This is a genomic window from Isoptericola sp. NPDC019482 (assembly GCF_040632295.1).
GTDB lineage: Bacteria > Actinomycetota > Actinomycetes > Actinomycetales > Cellulomonadaceae > Isoptericola.
The window spans coordinates 1-17,504 of sequence record NZ_JBEYBQ010000016.1 but is presented as its reverse complement, the minus strand read 5'-3'; the positions used below and the strand labels follow the sequence as shown (position 1 = coordinate 17,504).

Below are 17,504 nucleotides of genomic sequence, written 5' to 3'. Positions count from 1 at the left end.
AGACGAGGACATGACGAGCACGAAGAGGACGACGACATGGTGACCGCTGCCGCTGACGCACCCGCACGCACGACGCGGGTCAGCTCCCGCGCGCGCAAGGACGCCGTGCTGCTCGGCGCGGTCGATCTGGCGCGCGAGGCCGCTCAGGAGGGCGCTTCCTCGCCGTCGGACGTCGGCGAGCACCTGGGCGCCGTCGCCGAGGGCGAGCGCCTCATGTCCCACCGGTTCGCCGCGACGATGCCGGGCTACCGCGGCTGGCACTGGACCGTGACGCTCGCGCGCGTGCCGCGCGGGAAGGTCGCCACGGTGTGCGAGGTCGAGCTGCTGCCCGGCGACGACGCCCTGCTCGCCCCGGCCTGGCTGCCGTGGGCCGAGCGGCTGCGCCCTGGCGACATCGGCCCCGGCGACACGCTGCCCTTCAAGGCCGACGACCCGCGCCTCGAGCCGGGCTGGAAGGCCACCGGAGACGAGGAGCTCGACTCCGTCGCGATCGACGAGCTCGCCCTCGCGCGCGAGCGCGTGCTGTCCCCGCAGGGTCGCGACGAGGCCGCCGAGCGCTGGTACCGCGGGTCGCGCGGCCCGACGGCGCCAGGCGCGGTCGCGTCGCCCGCCGAGTGCACGTCGTGCGGCTTCCTCGTGCCGCTGCAGGGCCCGCTCGGCCAGCTCTTCGGCGTCTGCGCCAACGCGTGGTCGCCCGACGACGGCAAGGTCGTCTCGCTGGACCACGGCTGCGGCGCGCACTCGGAGACCGACGCCCCGCACCCGCCGAGCGACTGGCCGGCCGACGCGCCGCTGATCGACGAGCTCCGCGTGGAGGCCGTGACGGTCGCGCCGCGCACGCCGGCGGCGGACGCCCCGGCGGGCTCCGGCCCCGACGCTCACACCGACACCTCCACGGATACCTGCACCGACACCGACGCGGCCCGCGACGGCACGACCGACGCCGCGGAGGCGGACGCCGCTCCCGAGCGCCCCGACGCCGAGTGACGGGCGACGTCTTCGGGACCGCCGCGCTGCGGCACGCGGTCACGGAGGCGTGGCTCGGGTCGGGCACGCGCTTCCGGGAGGATGCGAACGCGGAGGAGGACCACGCGCGTGGCTACTACCGCGACCGGGTGGTCGTGGAGCTCGCGCAGAACGCCGCCGACGCCGCCGCCCGTGCCGGTGCGCCGGGCCGGCTGCTGCTGCGCCTCACGGAGCTCGCCGACGACCCGCGCGGCATGGCCGTCCTCACCGCCGCCAACACGGGCGCGCCGCTGACGGCCGACGGCGTCGCGTCCCTCGCGTCGCTGCGCGCCTCGGCGAAGGCGGCCCCACCGGCCGAGCCGGCCGAGCCGGCCGTAGCCTCCGAGACCCCGGGGGAGGTCGGCCGCTTCGGCGTCGGCTTCGCCGCGGTGCGGGCGGTGGCCGACGAGGCGACCGTGCGCTCCACGACCGGCGGTGTGCGGTTCTCCCTCGCGGCGACGCGCGACCTGCTCGACGACGTCGCGCCCGCGGGCTCGGCGCTGCGCGACGCCGTCGACGGACGCGGCGACGACCTGCCGGTGCTGCGCCTGCCGTTCCCCGCGCAGGCGCTGGGCGAGGCGCCCGACGGGGCGGACGACGAGGGGGACGGGTTCGCCACCGTCGTCGAGCTGGTGCTGCGCGACGACGACGCGGTGGCGTCCGTGCGCGCGCAGCTCGACGCCGTCGACGATGCGCTGCTGCTCGCCCTGCCCGCCCTCGCCTCGGTCACCGTCGAGTGCTGTGAGCGGGCGTCTGGCCCCGACTCGGGCCCGGAACAGGGCCAGACGCCCGCTCACAGCGACGACGGGGAGACCGCGTCGCGGGTGCTCGCCGACGTCGACGACCGGTGGGCGGTGCTGCGGCGCTCGGGCGTCGTGGCCGACGACGAGACGACGGACCTGCCCCTCGAGCAGCGGCGTCCGCGCTGGTCGGTCGCGTGGGCGGTGCGGCGCGACGACGCCCCGGACGACGGCGACGACGGCGCCGTGCTGCACGCGCCCACGCCCACCGACGTGCCGTTGACGTTCCCGGCGCTGCTGGTGGCGTCGTTCCCGGTGGACCCGGGCCGCCGCCGCGTGCTGCCGGGGCCGCTGACGGACCGCCTCGCGGTCGAGGCCGGCCGCGCGTACGCGGACCTGCTGGCCGGGCTGGCGCCCGAGCGGGGCGCGGACGTGCTCGGCCTCGTGCCCGGGGGGATGCCCGCCGGCGACCTCGACGCCGCCGTCCGCGACGCCGCGCTGGACGCGTTGCGCTCCGCGCCGCTGCTGCCTGCCCCGCCCACGACGCCGGGCCGGGACGACGACGAGCCCGTCGCGGCCCGGGTCGCCCCCGCCGACGCGACGGTGCTCGTGGGGGCGGCGGGTGACGACCCGCGGCTCGTCGGCGTGCTGGCCGGCGTCGTGCCCGGGCTGGTGGCGCTCACGACGGCGCAGCAGGGTGTGGCGCGGCGGCTGGGCGCGACGCCCACGACGCTCGCCGACGTCGTCGCCGACCTGCCGGGCGGGCTGCCCGCCCCGCGCTGGTACGCGCTGTGCGACGCGCTCGAGCCGTACGCCGCCGACCCGGGGGTGCTGGAGGCGCTGGCCGGCGCGCGGGTGCCGCTCGCGGACGGGCGCACGGCGTCCGGCGTGCGGGGCACGGTCGTGCTGCCGGAGGACGACGACGACCCCGCGCTGGCGGCCGTCGCGCGGACGCTCGGCGTGCGCGTCGTGCACCCGGACGCGGCGCACCCGCTGCTGGTGCGCGCGGGCGCGACGTCGACCAGCCCGCGCGCGCTGCTCGACGACCCGGGGGTGCGGGCGCTGGCGCTGGCGGCGTCGGAGGCGCTGCTCGACGGCGCGGCCGAGGTGCCGGACACGGGTACGGTCGCCGCGCCCACGCTCGTGGGGCCGGTGGACGAGGGGCCGCGCGAGGTGGTGCAGAACGTGCTCGCGCTGGCGCGGCTGGCGCACCCCGGCGGCGCGCACGACTTCCCGTTCTGGCTCGGCGAGCTGCCCGTGCCCACGGCGGACGGGTGGCGCCCCGCGCGCGAGGCGGTGCTGCCCGGGTCCTGGGCGGCCCGGGCGATGCCGGGGCTCGCGCCGGTCACGCGCGCCGCCGTCGCGTACTACCCGGCGCCGCTGCTGCGCGCCCTGGGCGTGCGGGCGGACGTCGACACCTATCGCGTGGCCGACGTCCTCACCCCCGACCCCGCGGACCCCGAGCCCGAGCACGGCCCCGACGACCCGGCCGGCTGGCTGTCCGGCTGGGCGGACTACGTGCGCTTCCTCGCGGACCGCGTCGGTCCGAGCGTCGACGTCGGGGACGTGGAGGCGGTGGCGGACCTCGACGCGGTGGACGTCGACGACGCGCACGACGACGGCGACGACGAGGACGACGACTCCGGGCACCCTGACCCGTGGGCCGACGTGCTCGCCGCGATCGCCGCGGACCCGGACGCCCGCCGCGCGCTCGTCACCCCCGTGGCCGGGGCGCCGTCGTACACCGCGTGGTGGCTGCGCGACCGGCTGGGCGCGCCGTTCGCGGCGCACGACGGCGTGCCGCTGCTGCCGCCGGCGCCGCCCGCCGTCGCGGCGCTCGACCCCGAGGTGCGGAGCGCGCTGGGCGTCGTCGACGGGCTGGACCGCCTCGACCCCCTGGACTGGCCGGCGGCGCTCGACCGGCTGCCCGACGTCGGCACGTCGGTGCCGCTGTCCGCCGCGCTCGGTGTGTGGCGGGGCCTCGCCGGGCTCGCGGTGCGGCTCGCGCCCTCCGCCCGGGCGGCCGCGCTCGACCCCCTGCCGGACCGGCTGCCCGCGCTCGACGCGAGCGACGTCGTCGTGCGTCGCGCCGACGACGTCGAGGTGGCCGGCACGGCGCGCTGGGCCGTGCTGGGCGCCGTCCTGCCCGTGCCCGAGGCCGAGGTCGCGGCCGTGGCGGACCTGCTCGACCTGCCGGTCGTGGGGGAGGACGGCCTGCCCGCGCCCGACGGGCCGGGCCAGGAACGGCGGCTCGACGAGCGCGTCGCGGCCCTCGACCCGCGGCTGCCCGCGGTCTGGTTCGAGCACGGCCGGCTGTCCGTGGCCGGCAGCCCCGTGCCGTGGTGGGTGGACGCCGACGGCCGGGCGCACGCCACCGACCGGGCCGGGCTCGCCGCCGCGCTGGCCGACGTCCTCGGCAGGCCCGACCGCTGTGCGCTGCTGGCCACCGTGCTCGCGGCGCCGGAGCGCGCCGCCGAGCTGTGGGTCACGACGGCCTGGGGCTGATCCTCAGTCCTCGCCGCGGTACTCGCCGCGGTGCTTGCGCTCCCACAGCAGGCCCGCGCCGCCGAGGACGATGCCGGCCACGCACGTGACGACGGCCTCCTCGGTCGCGTCGCCCATCGCGTACACGACGGCCGTCGCGACGAGGGCCACCGCCCACAGGGCGATGCCGCCGAGCAGCACGCGCCGCAGGTCCACGCGCAGCGGCGGGGGACCGGGACGGCGCTCCTCGGGATGGGTCAGCAGGCGGACGAGCGAGGGCACCGGCCCATCCTATGCCGCGGGGCAGGCGACGGTGGCCTGCGGCGGCAGTCGTCCCGGGCACCCTGCCCGTGACGCCGGAGGCCGGCTGAAATGCGGGTGAAACCGCAGGTCAGCGGGTGAAAAACGGGTCGGGTGAAAGGCGGGGTGAAAGGCCCTCGAAAGGGTCTCGGGAAAGGTCGTGTCGCTCCTACCTTGGTGACGCCGCCGCGCACAGGGCGCGGTGCCGGACCCGGGAGAGGAGGCCGCCGTGATCACGATCCCGGACATCGGCCAGCCTCTCCGGTCGCGCACCGCCGCCCTCCGTGCGGCCCGGCTCAAGGAGGTGCGGGACTCCTTCCGCACCGGCTCGTGGCAGACGGCGTACCGGCGCCGCCTCGTCCGCACCGACGTCGTCGTGGTGGTGGTCGCGGCCCTGGCCGCCGCCGTCGTGCGGGGCGCCGCCGTCGCCCAGCACGCCACCCCGTCCGTGCTGGGCGACCAGGTGCTGTGCGTCGTCGTGCTCGTGACGGCGTGGCTCGGCAGCCTGTGGGCCGGCCGTGCCTACGACGTGCGGGTGTTCGCGTCCGGGCCGGCGGAGTACCAGCGGGTCTTCGACGCGTCGTGGCGGCTCGTGGCCCCGCTCGCGCTGCTGGCCCTGCTGCTCGCGCGGCCCGGGATCTCGACGTTCCTGCTGGTCGCGGTGCCCACCGGCGTGGTCGCGCTCCTGTGCGGGCGGTGGCTGTGCCGCGGGTGGCTGCACCGGCAGCGCCTCCAGGGCGGGTGCGTCACGCTCGTCCTCGCGGTGGGGATGCGCGAGCAGGTGGAGCGGCTCGTGCACGAGCTCAACGACCGCCCCTCCGGCTACCGCGTCGTCGGCGTGTGCGTGCCGACGTCCGACGACGTGCGCCCCGGCGAGGAGATCCTCGGCGTCCCCGTGCTGGGCGACCTGCGCACCGCAGGCACGATGGCGGCCCAGGTGGGCGCCGACTGCGTCGCGGTCAGCGGGTCGGACGCGATCACCGCCGACGTCGTGCGCCGGCTCGGCTGGGAGCTCGAGCCCGCGGGCGTGGACCTCATGCTCACCGCCGAGCTCGCCGACGTCGCGGGACCGCGCATCACCGTCACCCCCGAGCAGTCGGTGTCCCTGCTGCACGTCGACGCCCCCCGCTTCACCGGGCCGCGATACGTGCTCAAGTCCGTCGTCGACTGGACGGGTGCAGCGCTCATCACCCTGCTCCTGCTGCCCGTGATCGCGGTCGTGGCCACGCTGGTGCGGGTCACCAGCAGCGGCCCCGTCCTGTTCCGCCAGGACCGGGTGGGTCGCGACGGCCGCACCTTCGAGATGCTGAAGTTCCGCAGCATGCGCCACGGCGCCGACCGGGAGCAGACCGTGCTCGCCGGGCCCAGCGACGGGTCCGGCGTCCTGTTCAAGCTGCGCGACGACCCCCGCGTCACCCCCGTCGGGCGGGTGCTGCGCCGCCTCTCCCTCGACGAGCTGCCGCAGCTGTTCAACGTGCTCGCCGGGCAGATGTCGCTCGTCGGCCCGCGGCCCCCGCTGCCGTCGGAAGTGTCGCAGTACGAGGCGCGCGTGCGGCGCCGGCTGCGCGTCAAGCCCGGCCTCACCGGGTTGTGGCAGGTGGGCGGACGGTCCGACCTGTCGTGGGAGGAGGGCGTGCGGCTCGACGTCTTCTACGCCGAGAACTGGACCGTCTTCGGCGACCTGCTCATCCTCGCCCGCACCGCGAAGGCCGTGGTCACGGGGCGGGGCGCGTACTGACCCGACCTCGCCCGTCGCGCGTCCCCGGTGTGAAATCCGCGTCACCACGCGGTTTCCGTGCAGGAGTCCTTCACAGGATCTGGCACGATTCTGCCCATGGCGAACCAGACCACCGCGCCGCCGCAGGGCGAGCTGAGCGCGATCGACCGCTTCTTCAAGATCACCGAGCGAGGCTCCACCATCGGCGCGGAGATCCGCGGCGGTCTGGTGACCTTCTTCGCGATGAGCTACATCATCGTGCTCAACCCGCTGATCATCGGCACGGTGCCCGACGGCACGGGCCAGGTGCTCGGCGGCGGCACCGAGGCCACGCCGGAGTCGCTCGGCATGGTCGCCGCGGCCACGGCGCTGATCGCCGGCGTCGCGACGCTCCTCATGGGCGTCTTCGCGAACTACCCCCTGGGCCTGGCCGCCGGCCTCGGCCTCAACGCCGTCGTCGCGTACTCGATCGCCGGCCTGCCGAACGTCACCTGGGCCGACGCCATGGGGCTCGTGGTGATCGAGGGCATCATCATCCTGATCCTCGTGCTCACCGGGTTCCGCGAGGCCGTGTTCAACGCCGTGCCCGTGGAGCTCAAGACGGCGATCAGCGTCGGCATCGGCATGTTCATCGCGCTGGTCGGCCTCGTCAACGCCGGCTTCGTCGTGCCCGGCGAGGGCACGATCGTCACGCTCGGCAACCTCGGCACCTGGCCGATGCTCGTGTTCATCGTCGGCCTCGTGCTCACCATCGTCCTGTTCGTGCGCAAGGTGCGCGGCGCCATGCTGGTCGCGATCGTCACGGCGACGGCGCTCGCCGTCGTGCTGGAGAACACGCTCCACATCGGCGCCAAGAGCGCGGAGAACCCGGACGGCTTCAACCTCAACGCGCCCACGTTCTCGGGCGTGGTCACGACGCCGGACCTCGGCCTGATCGGCCAGTTCTCCCTGCTGGGCTCGTTCCAGAACATCGCGGCCGTGTCCGTGGTCCTCCTCGTCTTCTCGCTGCTCATCGCGGACTTCTTCGACACGATGGGCACGATGGTCGCCGTCGGCGCCGAGGGCAAGCTGCTCGACAAGGACGGCAACCCGCCGCGCACCCGCGCCATCCTCGTGGCCGACTCGCTCGCCGCGGTCCTCGGCGGTGTCGGCAGCACGTCGTCCAACACCGCGTACGTGGAGTCGACGACGGGCGTCGGCGCCGGCGCGCGCACCGGCCTCGCCGCCGTGGTCACCGGCGCCCTGTTCCTGCTCGCGACGTTCCTGTCGCCGATCGTCGCGCTGGTGCCCTACGAGGCCGCGGCGCCCGCCCTCGTCTTCGTGGGCTACCTGATGATGGCGCAGGTCGCGGGCATCTCGTGGCGCAACGTGGAGATCGCGATCCCCGCGTTCCTCACCATCATCATCATGCCGTTCACGTACTCCATCGCCGACGGCATCGGCGCCGGCTTCATCGCGTTCGTCATCATCAAGCTCGCGCTCGGCAAGGTGCGCCAGATCCACGCGCTCATGTGGGTCGCCGCGGCCATGTTCCTCGTGTACTTCACGCTCGAGCCCATCCAGATGGCGCTGGGTCTCTGACGCTCGTCTGACGGCGTCGCACCGACGGCCCCGGCACGGTCTCCACGACCGGCCGGGGCCGTCGTCGTGCCCGATGAACCCGTTCCCACCGAAGGCGCCGGTCGTCCCTCGCCAGGGTCGACGGATCGTGTGTCCTGCGTCACCATGGTGCGGGGCTCCGAATAGTCTGGAGCTCGTCCGCAGCGATCGCCCGTCCTTTTCGACGAAGGGATCTTCGCGTGGAGTACGAGGCCGCGCTCGAGCGGACGCTCGAACGCCTCCGAGAGATCGAGCACGACTTTCGACCGGCGGTATTGGCGAACGCCTTCGGCCCGGAGTCGATGGTCCTGACGGACCTGATCGTGCGCGAGAAGCTCGACATCCAGATCATCAGTCTCGACACCGGGCGCCTTCCGGAGGAGACGTATCGCACCGCGCAGAACGTCCGACAGCGGTACGGGGCCGTCGTCACGATGGTGTACCCGGACCAGGACGAGGTGCAGGACTGGGTCACCAAGAACGGGCCCAACGCTTTCTATGACAGCGTGGAGATGCGCAAGGAGTGCTGCGCGATCCGCAAGGTCCACCCGCTCGCTCGGGTTCTCGCGGGGAAGCGCGCCTGGCTCACCGGGTTGCGGCGTGGCCAGGGCACGGGCCGCGCGGACCTTCCGCTCACCTCGTGGGACGACGGCTACGGCATCCACAAGTTCAACCCGATGGTCGACTGGACGTCGGACGAGGTGTGGGCCTACATCAAGGACCACTCCGTGCCGTACAACGCGCTCCATGACCAGGGCTACCCGAGCGTCGGCTGCGCGCCATGCACCCGCGCCATCTCGCCAGGTGAGGACGTCCGTGCCGGGCGGTGGTGGTGGGAGCAGGACACGCCCAAGGAGTGCGGCATCCATCTCGACCCCGCGACCGGTCGCCTGGGGCGGGCGCAACCGGGCCGGAACGGCGAGGAGGCCTTCGCCGCAGCCGAGCTGAACGGGCGCGTCGTCGGAGCCGATTCAGCAGACCTGCAACAGCAGGACGTTCAGCAGCGCGGGCTCCGGCCCGGCGCCCACGAGAGGAAACCGATGAAGGTCCTGGTACTCGGCGGCGACGGCTTCTGTGGTTGGCCGACCGCACTGCATCTCTCCGCGATCGGCCACGAGGTGGCCATCGTGGACAACCTCTCCCGACGGAACATCGACATCGAGCTCGAGGTGGAGTCGCTGACGCCGATCCGGCCTCTCGGCGAGCGCTTGCGAGCGTGGGAGGAGGTGTCGGGCCGGCGGATCGAGTTCCACAACTTCGACGTCGCGGTCAACTATCACCGGCTGCTGACGCTGCTTCTCGAATGGCGGCCGGACGCCGTCGTCCACTTCGCCGAGCAGCGTGCGGCGCCGTACTCGATGAAGAGCAGCCAGCACAAGCGGTACACGGTGACCAACAACATCAATGCGACCCACAACCTCCTGGCGGCGATCGTCGAGAGCGGCCTGGACATCCACGTCGCGCATCTGGGGACCATGGGCGTGTACGGGTACGGGACCGCGGGGATGCAGATCCCCGAGGGGTACCTGAAGGTCAAGGTGGAGGTGGCCGAGGGAGAGCTCGTCGACAACGAGATCCTCTATCCGGCGAATCCGGGCAGCGTCTACCACATGACGAAGACGCAGGATCAGCTGCTGTTCTTCTTCTACAACAAGAACGATCGCGTGCGCGTCACGGACCTCCATCAGGGCATCGTGTGGGGCACGCAGACGGCGGAGACCAAGCTCGACGAACGTCTGATCAACCGTTTCGACTACGACGGCGACTACGGCACGGTCCTCAACAGGTTCCTCATGCAGGCGGCCGTCGGCCATCCGTTGACGGTTCACGGGACAGGTGGTCAGACGCGCGCCTTCATCCACATCCAGGACACCGTGCGATGTATCCAGCTCGCGCTCGAGAACGCTCCCGAGCCCGGTGACCGGGTCGCGATCTTCAACCAGATGACGGAGACCCACCGCGTGCGCGACCTGGCACGCCTGATCGGGGAGCGCACCGGCGCCCCGGTGGAGAACGTCCCCAATCCGCGGCTCGAGGCCGATGAGAACGACCTGCACGTCGCCCACGACAGGTTCCTGCACCTGGGGCTCGATCCGATCACCTTGAACGCGGGCCTCATGGAAGAGGTGCAGGACGTCGCGCGGCGATTCGCACACCGGGTCGATCTGACAAAGATCCCGGCGCGCTCGGAATGGAGGGGGCCGCGCGACCGAGGTCAGAGCGGCCGAGAGGAGACCGCTGTCACGGCGTCCGCGGTCGGAGGCACCACGCCCCGACTCTGACCGACGACGTGGGGCGGGCGGCCCTGCGCCGGCGTCGGCGCGAGCGGGTGAAAACGGTCTGCGGCTTCTGCCCCGTTCCGGCGGATTTCCGCGGCTGGCCGTGACCGAACCGTGAACATCCGGTGCGGTGTACGGGCGTGTTCCCGCTACCATTGCCCCGGCCGTCGGAGAGTGCTCGACGGCGACCGGGAAGCCTTCTCCGACGAGGAGCGCGCCCGCCCCCGACCAAGGACTGAACGCATGCCCGCACGAGCCGATCGCCGGTGGTCGTTGACGACCGTCCGGAAGGCCGCCTGGCACCTGCGCCACGGTGGCCCGGCCCAGCTGAAGGCGTTCGTGCGGCGACGTCGGGCGATGGGGGAGCAGCGGTCGGGCGCCGGCCGGGTGACGAGCGACGGCCTCACCTTCGACCCGTGGACGATGCCGCGCCGCGACCCGTCCCGCGCGCTGCGGGCCGGCGTGATCCTGGACGACTTCTCCCGCCTCGCCTTCGGCTACGAGTGGGAGCAGGTGCTCCTCGAGCCGTCGTCGTGGCGCGATCAGCTCGACGGGCTGGATCTGGTGTTCGTGGAGTCCGCGTGGCGCGGCAACGGCGGCGCGTGGCAGTACCACCTCACCGGCACGTCGGCCCCGCGGCCCGCGCTGGTGGAGATGCTCGACGCCGCGCGCGAGCGCGGTATCCCCACGGTCTTCTGGAACAAGGAGGACCCGGTCCACTTCGAGGACTTCGTGGAGACGGCTGCGCTGTTCGACCGGGTCTACACGACCGACGTCGGTCGCCTCGACGCGTACCGGGAGCGGCTGGGCCACGACCGCGTGGGTGTGCTCGAGTTCGGCGCGCAGCCCGCGATCCACAACCCGGTGCGCACGCATGGTGACGGCCCTGGGCGTGACGTCGCGTTCGCCGGCACGTGGTTCGCGCACAAGTACCCGGAGCGCCGGGAGCAGGCGGAGATGCTGCTGGGCGGTGCGCTGGACGTCTCGCCGCGCATGGCCACAGGGCTCGAGATCTTCTCGCGGTTCCGCGGGCAGGGTGACCAGTACGAGTTCCCGGAGCCGTTCGCGTCCCGCGTCGTGGGGTCGCTCGACTACGCGCAGATGCTCACCGCGTACCGCGACTACAAGGTGTTCTTGAACGTGAACTCGGTGGTGGACTCGCCGAGCATGTGCGCGCGACGGATCTTCGAGATCACCGCCTGCGGCACGCCGGTCGTGACAGCGCCCAGCGCCGCGACGGGGGAGTTCTTCCCCGCGGACGAGGTCTTCGCCGTCACGACGCGGGCCGAGGCCGCGGACACGGTGCGTGCGCTCGTGCGCTCGCCCGAGCTGCGCGACCGCGCCGTCCACCTCGGGCAGCGGCGCATCTGGCGCGAGCACACCTACGGCTCGCGCGTGCAGCGCGTCCTGCACGACGTCGCCCTCGCGCCGTCGGCGGAGGCGGTGCGGCCGAGCGTCACCGCGCTCGTGTCCACGAACCGCCCGCACCGGCTCGACGACGTGCTGCGCACCGTCGGCGCGCAGGAGGGTGTGCAGGTGCAGCTCGCGCTGCTGACGCACGGCTTCGAGGTGGACGAGGCGGACCTGCGCGTGCGCGCCAAGGAGGCCGGGGTCGACGACGTCGTGCTGCTGCACGCGGGGAGCGACGTCCCGCTGGGGGCGTGCCTCAACCGGCTCGTCGACGCCGCGGACGGGGACGTGGTCGCCAAGCTGGACGACGACGACCTGTACGGGCCGCAGTACCTCTCCGACCAGCTGTACGCGCTGGACTACAGCGGCGCCGACGTCGTGGGCAAGCAGGCGCACTACATGTACCTCGAGGGCCACGACGCGACGATTCTGCGCTTTCCCGACCGGGAGCACCGGTTCACAGACTTCGTCATGGGACCTACGATCGTCGCGCGTCGGTCGGTTGCCACGGGCGCGCGTTTCGGCGAGGTAACACGAGGCGAAGACACGACCTTCCTGCACAGGGCCGTGGACGCCGGGGCGCGGATCTACTCCGCGGACCGGTTCAACTTCGTCCAGGTGCGCTCCGGGGAGGGGCGGCACACCTGGACCGTCACCGACGCCGAGCTGCTCGCAGCCGGCGACGTCATCTGCTACGGGCGTGCCGACCGGCACGTTCTTGTCTGACGAGGGTTGTACGGCATGGGTATCAACACGGTGTGCGTGGTCGGGCTGGGGTACATCGGCCTGCCGACCGCGGCGATCCTGGCGTCGAAGGACGTCAAGGTCGTCGGCGTGGACGTCAACCCGACCACGGTCGAGGCGGTCAACCGCGGGGACGTGCCGTTCGTCGAGCCGGACCTGGCGACCTACGTCGCCGGGGCGGTGCAGCACGGGACCCTGCGCGCGACGGACGCTCCGGAGCACGCTGATGCCTTCATCATCGCTGTGCCTACTCCGTTCCAGGGGGACCACGAGCCGGATCTCTCCTACATCGCGGCGGCAGCTCGTGCCGTGGCACCCGTGCTGCAAGGCGGCGAGCTCCTCATCCTCGAGTCGACGTCGCCTCCGGGCGCGACCCGCAAGATGGCGGAGTGGGTCCTCGAGGCTCGCCCCGACCTCTCCCTGGATGGCTCGGACGGTCGCCCCCAGATCCACGTGGCGCACTGCCCGGAGCGTGTGCTGCCCGGTCGCGTGATGATCGAGCTGGTCACCAACGACCGCATCGTCGGCGGGCTCACGCCCGAGGCGGCGGAGATGGCGAAGGAGCTGTACACCGTCTTCTGCCAGGGCGAGATCCTCCTCACGGACTCCACCACCGCGGAGATGGCCAAGCTGGTCGAGAACTCGTTCCGCGACGTCAACATCGCCTTCGCCAACGAGCTCTCCGTCATCGCCGACAAGGTCGGCGTGGACGTGTGGGAGCTTATCCGTCTGGCCAATCACCACCCGCGCGTAAACATCCTGCAGCCCGGCCCGGGCGTGGGCGGCCATTGCATCGCCGTGGACCCGTGGTTCCTCGTCGATGCTGCGCCCGAAGAAGCCCGGCTCGTCCGGACCGCGCGGATTGTCAATGACAGCAAGCCGCACTGGGTGGTGGACAAGGTGCTCGACGCTGTCGAAGGGATCGAGTCGCCGACCATCGCCGCTCTCGGCCTGTCGTTCAAGGCAGACATCGATGACCTGCGCGAGTCGCCAGCGGTGGCGATCGTCGCGGATCTGGCATGCCGGCTCCCCGGCGCCGAGATCTTCGCCGTCGAACCCCATGTCGGAACCCTGCCCGCGGCCCTGGGCGAGAAGATCAACGTGCAGCTCGAAGACCTCGAGACTGCTCTTGCGGTCGCGGACGCGGTCGTCATCCTCGTCGACCACAGCACCTTCCGAGAGCGCCTCCGGAACCCATTGACCGACGCACGGATCATCGACACCCGAGGCGTGCTGCGGTGAGGCTACTTTTCGGTGCGCGCCGGCAGCGGTGGCTGCTCGCCGGAGTGGCACTCGTCGCGGCATTGGCAGGGGCGGCTTGCGCGACTGCCGCTGTCGTGCGTCCCCGCCCGTGGGTGGTGTTTGTCGCGGTTCTGGGAGCACTCGTCGCGGTCGCGCTGAGCACGGCGGTGGTGAGCGGCGTGCTGATCGCACGCTCCGAGCGCCGGACACTGCGGCGGATCGAGCGCGTCGAGGCGTCCGTCGAGAGCACGCGGGCAAAGGCCTCTCGCCATGAGTACCACCAGGAGTTGTCCCTGGCGCGGATCGAGCGGACGACGCGCGAGGTAGCTGCGACCACGGCCGGACTCGCGTGGTTCCGGCCGGGAGGGGAGGCGCGGACCGCAACGTCGGACGTGCCGCGGGTCCTCTTCGTGACGAGCAACGGCGGCGGTATGGGACACATTGCGCGCTGTTCGGCCATCATCCGGCACTCCCGAGGTCAGCTCACCGGGCGGATCCTGACTCTCTCGACGGCGGCCGCGACGGTCCGAGACGCAGGGTTCCCCGTCGAATATTTCCCGAGCCCGGCCACGACGAACGGTGGCATCGATCGCTGGCGCCGGCAGTTCGCGCGCCGCCTCTTGAGCGACATGGCAGAGCATCCGGTCGACGTGATCGCCTTCGATGGGACTTGGGTATACCCCGCCCTCACCGATGTCGCCGAGTACGCGGACGTGCCTCTCGTCTGGGTGCGCCGAGGGCTCTGGCGTGAGGATTCCGACCTCGCCCAGGTCGAGGCGTGGAGGGAACATGTCAGTGGCGTCGTGGTCCCGGCAGACGTCGCGGAGACTCGAGCGACGGCCCCCGAGCCGTTCCGCGATGCGACCTGGACCGACCCGGTCTCGCTGGCACCTAGTCAGCGGGAGTCGCGAGAGAACGCGTTGGCGACCTTGGGTCTGGACCCGTCCCGAAGGTACGCGCTGGTCCAGGTCTCCGGAGGCAACACCGACGGAACGGCAACGATCGCTGCGGTGAAGGCGATCAGGGGCGCCGGCGACATCGTGCCAGTGGTAGTGCGGTCACCGCTGCTACCCCGCTCCGTGGCAGCCGACGCAATGACGATCGAGGGCAAATTCCCCCTCGTCGACGTCTCAGCGGCGTGGGACTACACGGTCACTGGCGCCGGGTACAACTCTGTACACGAGAATCTGCACACCAGCACTCCAGGGGTCTACCTGCCCAGTGCCACGACCCTGATGGACGACCAGGAGAAGCGCGCGCGTGCCGTCGTTGAGGCGGGTCTTGGCCTGGTGGCCCATGGTGCCGAAGGGCTTGGCCGCGCCATCGCCGAGATGATGGCGGGCGGTCGCACCGACGAACTGCGTGATGCGATTCGCGAGCGGAAGGTCCCGCAAGGCGCTGCTCGCGCAGCGCTCGCAATCACCGAGACACGGGTCGCCGCATGACAGACGATCCCTCATGCCGCTCCCGACAGCTTCATTCAGCAAACTGCGAAGATAGGAACCTGATTCGATGACCGACCGTAAGAACACTCCGGTAGCGACCGATCACGATCCCGGCCGTCCGCGTGTCTCGGTACTGGTTCCTGTGTTCAACGTCGAGCCGTACCTCCAGGCTGCCCTCGACAGCCTCATCGAACAGACGATGGCCGACCTAGAGATCATCTGCGTTGATGATGGTTCGACCGACTCCAGCCCGACCATCCTGCGGCGCTACGCGGAGGCCCATGGCGACCGCCTGAAGGTCATCACTCAGGAGAACGCTGGGTACGGCGTCGCGATGAACGTTGCGCTCCGGCATGCGACCGGTGACTACATCGGGATCCTGGAGCCCGACGACGTCGTGCGACCCGCGATGTTCGAGACCTTGTGGCAGGCGGGAAACGAGCACGACCTAGACATCGTCAAGGCCGACTACCTGCGGTTCCGCGGAGCCGAAGAGCACCGGACGGATGTGGTCGTGCCGTGCGTCAACGACACGTCCGTCTACGGCGAGGTGATCGACCCGGGTGAGCGGATCGCGGTCTTCCGCTACCCGATGAACACCTGGTGCGGGATCTACAGGCGCGAGTTCCTCCTCGAGAACGACATCTGGCACCACGAGACCCCTGGCGCCTCGTATCAGGACAACGGGTTCTTCTTCCAGACGATGTGCCAGGCACGTCGGATCATGTACATCAACGATGTGTTCTACGAGAACCGTCGTGACAACCCGAACTCTTCGGTAAAGTCGACGGGCAAGGCCGACGTCGCGTTGCAGGAGTACGACTGGATTCGCGAGTGGCTGCTCCAGCGACCCGAGCTCGCTGAGAGGTTCACCGGTGTATACGGGCTCAAGCGTTGGCATAACATCGACTTCACCATGAAGCGGCTCGCGCCCGGTCTGCGCCGGGAGTTCTGCAGGATGGTCTCGGAGGTGTTGAAGGAGGATAACGAGCGCGGGGCGCTGATCCAGTCCGCCTTCGGCGTCGGCGAGTGGAACCGCGTCCAGTGGATCATGCGGGACCCGGACGAGTACTTCTATCAGTATGAGCAGTGGCGGATTCGAGTGTCGGTGGTGATGCCTGTCTACAACGCCATGCCCTACCTGAAGGAGTGCCTTGCGTCGCTGCGAAACCAGTCGCTGCGCGACGTCGAGGTCATCCTTGTCGATGACGGCTCGACCGACGGCTCGCTCGAGTACCTCCAGGACTTCGCCGAGTCTGACCCGTACGACCGTGTGATCCTCATGACGCAGGAGCACCAGGGCGCCGGTGCCGCGCGCAATCTCGGGCTTGAGCACGCGCAGGGGGAGTACGTCGCCTTCCTGGACGCAGACGACGTGTTCGATCGGGGCATGCTCGGTAGGGCCTACGGCAAGGCGAAGGCGGATCGCGCGTCGATCTGCGTGTTCCGGTCGCGCAATCTCGATACGGAGTCCGGCAAGACCAGCCCGATCCGGCATGCCGTCAAGATCAAGGACCTGCCCAAGCACCGCCCGTTCTCAGGGATGCAGATTTCTGCCAACCCGTTCTTTACGTTCGTGGGCTGGCCGTGGGACAAGCTGTTCTTGCGGACCTACCTCCTGAACACTGGTCTCCGCTTCCAGGAGTTGACGTCAACCAATGACGCCTACTTCGTCTACTCCGCGCTCGTGTGCTGCGATCGGATCACGATCCTTGACGAGGAGCTCATATCGCACCGGAGGAACGTGAGCACGTCGATCTCGAACTCGACGACGAAGTCTCCCGACAATGCATACCGGGCCCTGCTCGCGATTCGGGAACAACTGATGCGCAGCGGTATTTACCCGCAGCTTCAGCGCAAGTTTGTCAACTACAGTCTCCACCTGTTGCTCTGGCACCTGAACAACCTCCCTGCGGATGCTCGGGAAGATTTCTACAAGACTTTGGTCACGGACTGGCTTCCAGAGCTTGGAGTTTCCGACAAGCCGCTGGATTTCTTTACCCAGCCGAAGGAACGGGCGATGCTCGGAATGATTCGGCATTCGTTGGAGCACGGTTCGGGCTCCTACTGGGACATCGCCTTTGTCCAGGCCAGCGAAGGGGGCACTAAGTCCCACAAGGTGGAGTACGTGGCTGCACGGGACGATGAGGACGAGCTCGTGAGGCAGATGCGCAAGTTGGAGCGGGAGATCGACCGCCACAAGGCCAAGATTGATGAGATTCGTGCCTCGGAGACGTGGCGAGTCGGTCGTGCGATGACCTACGTTCCGACGAAGCTTGCGCGTCTCGTCCGCGGAAAGGGGCGTGGCACCAATGGTTGACCTCGTCGTCGTCGGTACCGGGCTGTTCGGCCTGACCGTCGCGGAGCGGATGGCCGAGCAGGGGCGCAAGGTGCTCATGATCGACCGTCGTGACCATCTGGGCGGCAACGCGTACAGCGAGACCGACCCGGACACGGGGATCGAGGTGCACCGGTACGGGGCGCACCTGTTCCACACGTCGAACGAGCGGGTGTGGGAGTACGTCAACCGGTTCACGTC

General features: G+C 71.0%; 11 protein-coding genes. 10 read left to right on the top strand and 1 reads right to left on the bottom strand.

The window, feature by feature from the left end; all coding sequences use genetic code 11:
* The first annotated feature begins 36 nt into the window (after positions 1-36).
* On the top strand, positions 37-987 hold the full coding sequence (locus ABZ493_RS12210; protein ID WP_430582437.1) for a DUF3027 domain-containing protein: 951 nt from the start codon (positions 37-39) through the stop codon (positions 985-987).
* Positions 984-4,250 (top strand): ATP-binding protein, encoded by a 3,267-nt coding sequence (locus ABZ493_RS12205; RefSeq protein WP_430582436.1) that lies wholly within the window; start codon positions 984-986, stop codon positions 4,248-4,250. Before ABZ493_RS12210 ends, ABZ493_RS12205 begins: the two co-directional genes overlap by 4 nt.
* Positions 4,251-4,253: 3 nt before the next feature.
* Here ABZ493_RS12205 and ABZ493_RS12200 read toward each other — a convergent pair whose 3' ends face one another.
* A complete protein-coding gene (locus ABZ493_RS12200) occupies positions 4,254-4,511 on the bottom strand; it encodes a DUF2530 domain-containing protein (protein WP_430582435.1) in 258 nt (85 codons plus the stop codon).
* 247 nt (positions 4,512-4,758) lie between these two features.
* Here ABZ493_RS12200 and ABZ493_RS12195 point away from each other — a divergent pair, with 247 nt between their 5' ends.
* The 8 genes from ABZ493_RS12195 to ABZ493_RS12160 form a co-directional block, all read left to right on the top strand.
* Positions 4,759-6,267, top strand: a complete 1,509-nt coding sequence (locus tag ABZ493_RS12195) for a sugar transferase (protein ID WP_430582434.1) — start codon at positions 4,759-4,761, stop codon at positions 6,265-6,267.
* Positions 6,268-6,363: 96 nt separating this feature from the next.
* On the top strand, positions 6,364-7,827 hold the full coding sequence (locus ABZ493_RS12190) for an NCS2 family permease (protein WP_430582433.1): 1,464 nt from the start codon (positions 6,364-6,366) through the stop codon (positions 7,825-7,827).
* 218 nt (positions 7,828-8,045) lie between these two features.
* On the top strand, positions 8,046-10,127 hold the full coding sequence (locus ABZ493_RS12185; protein WP_430582432.1) for a phosphoadenylyl-sulfate reductase: 2,082 nt from the start codon (positions 8,046-8,048) through the stop codon (positions 10,125-10,127).
* A 240-nt stretch (positions 10,128-10,367) separates the two neighbouring features.
* Positions 10,368-12,260 (top strand): glycosyltransferase, encoded by a 1,893-nt coding sequence (locus tag ABZ493_RS12180; protein ID WP_430582431.1) that lies wholly within the window; start codon positions 10,368-10,370, stop codon positions 12,258-12,260.
* 15 nt (positions 12,261-12,275) lie between these two features.
* Positions 12,276-13,520, top strand: coding sequence for a UDP-N-acetyl-D-mannosamine dehydrogenase (wecC, locus tag ABZ493_RS12175; protein WP_430582430.1), 1,245 nt, complete (start codon positions 12,276-12,278; stop codon positions 13,518-13,520).
* Between the two features lie 113 nt (positions 13,521-13,633).
* Positions 13,634-14,965, top strand: a complete 1,332-nt coding sequence (locus ABZ493_RS12170) for a hypothetical protein (RefSeq protein WP_430582429.1) — start codon at positions 13,634-13,636, stop codon at positions 14,963-14,965.
* Between the two features lie 67 nt (positions 14,966-15,032).
* Complete coding sequence (locus tag ABZ493_RS12165; RefSeq protein WP_430582428.1) at positions 15,033-17,285, top strand: glycosyltransferase; 2,253 nt, start codon at positions 15,033-15,035, stop codon at positions 17,283-17,285.
* The coding region (locus ABZ493_RS12160) for an NAD(P)-binding protein (RefSeq protein ID WP_430582427.1) at positions 17,278-17,504 on the top strand (227 nt) is incomplete at its 3' end. The genes ABZ493_RS12165 and ABZ493_RS12160, both read left to right, overlap by 8 nt.

Bases quoted from the DNA above. Each gene is read 5' to 3' on its own strand.
- ABZ493_RS12190 (WP_430582433.1), top strand. From the start codon at position 6,364: ATGGCGAACCAGACCACCGCGCCGCCGCAGGGCGAGCTGAGCGCGATC.
- ABZ493_RS12210 (WP_430582437.1), top strand. From the start codon at position 37: ATGGTGACCGCTGCCGCTGACGCACCCGCACGCACGACGCGGGTCAGC.
- wecC (WP_430582430.1), top strand. From the start codon at position 12,276: ATGGGTATCAACACGGTGTGCGTGGTCGGGCTGGGGTACATCGGCCTG.
- ABZ493_RS12165 (WP_430582428.1), top strand. From the start codon at position 15,033: ATGACCGACCGTAAGAACACTCCGGTAGCGACCGATCACGATCCCGGC.
- ABZ493_RS12180 (WP_430582431.1), top strand. From the start codon at position 10,368: ATGCCCGCACGAGCCGATCGCCGGTGGTCGTTGACGACCGTCCGGAAG.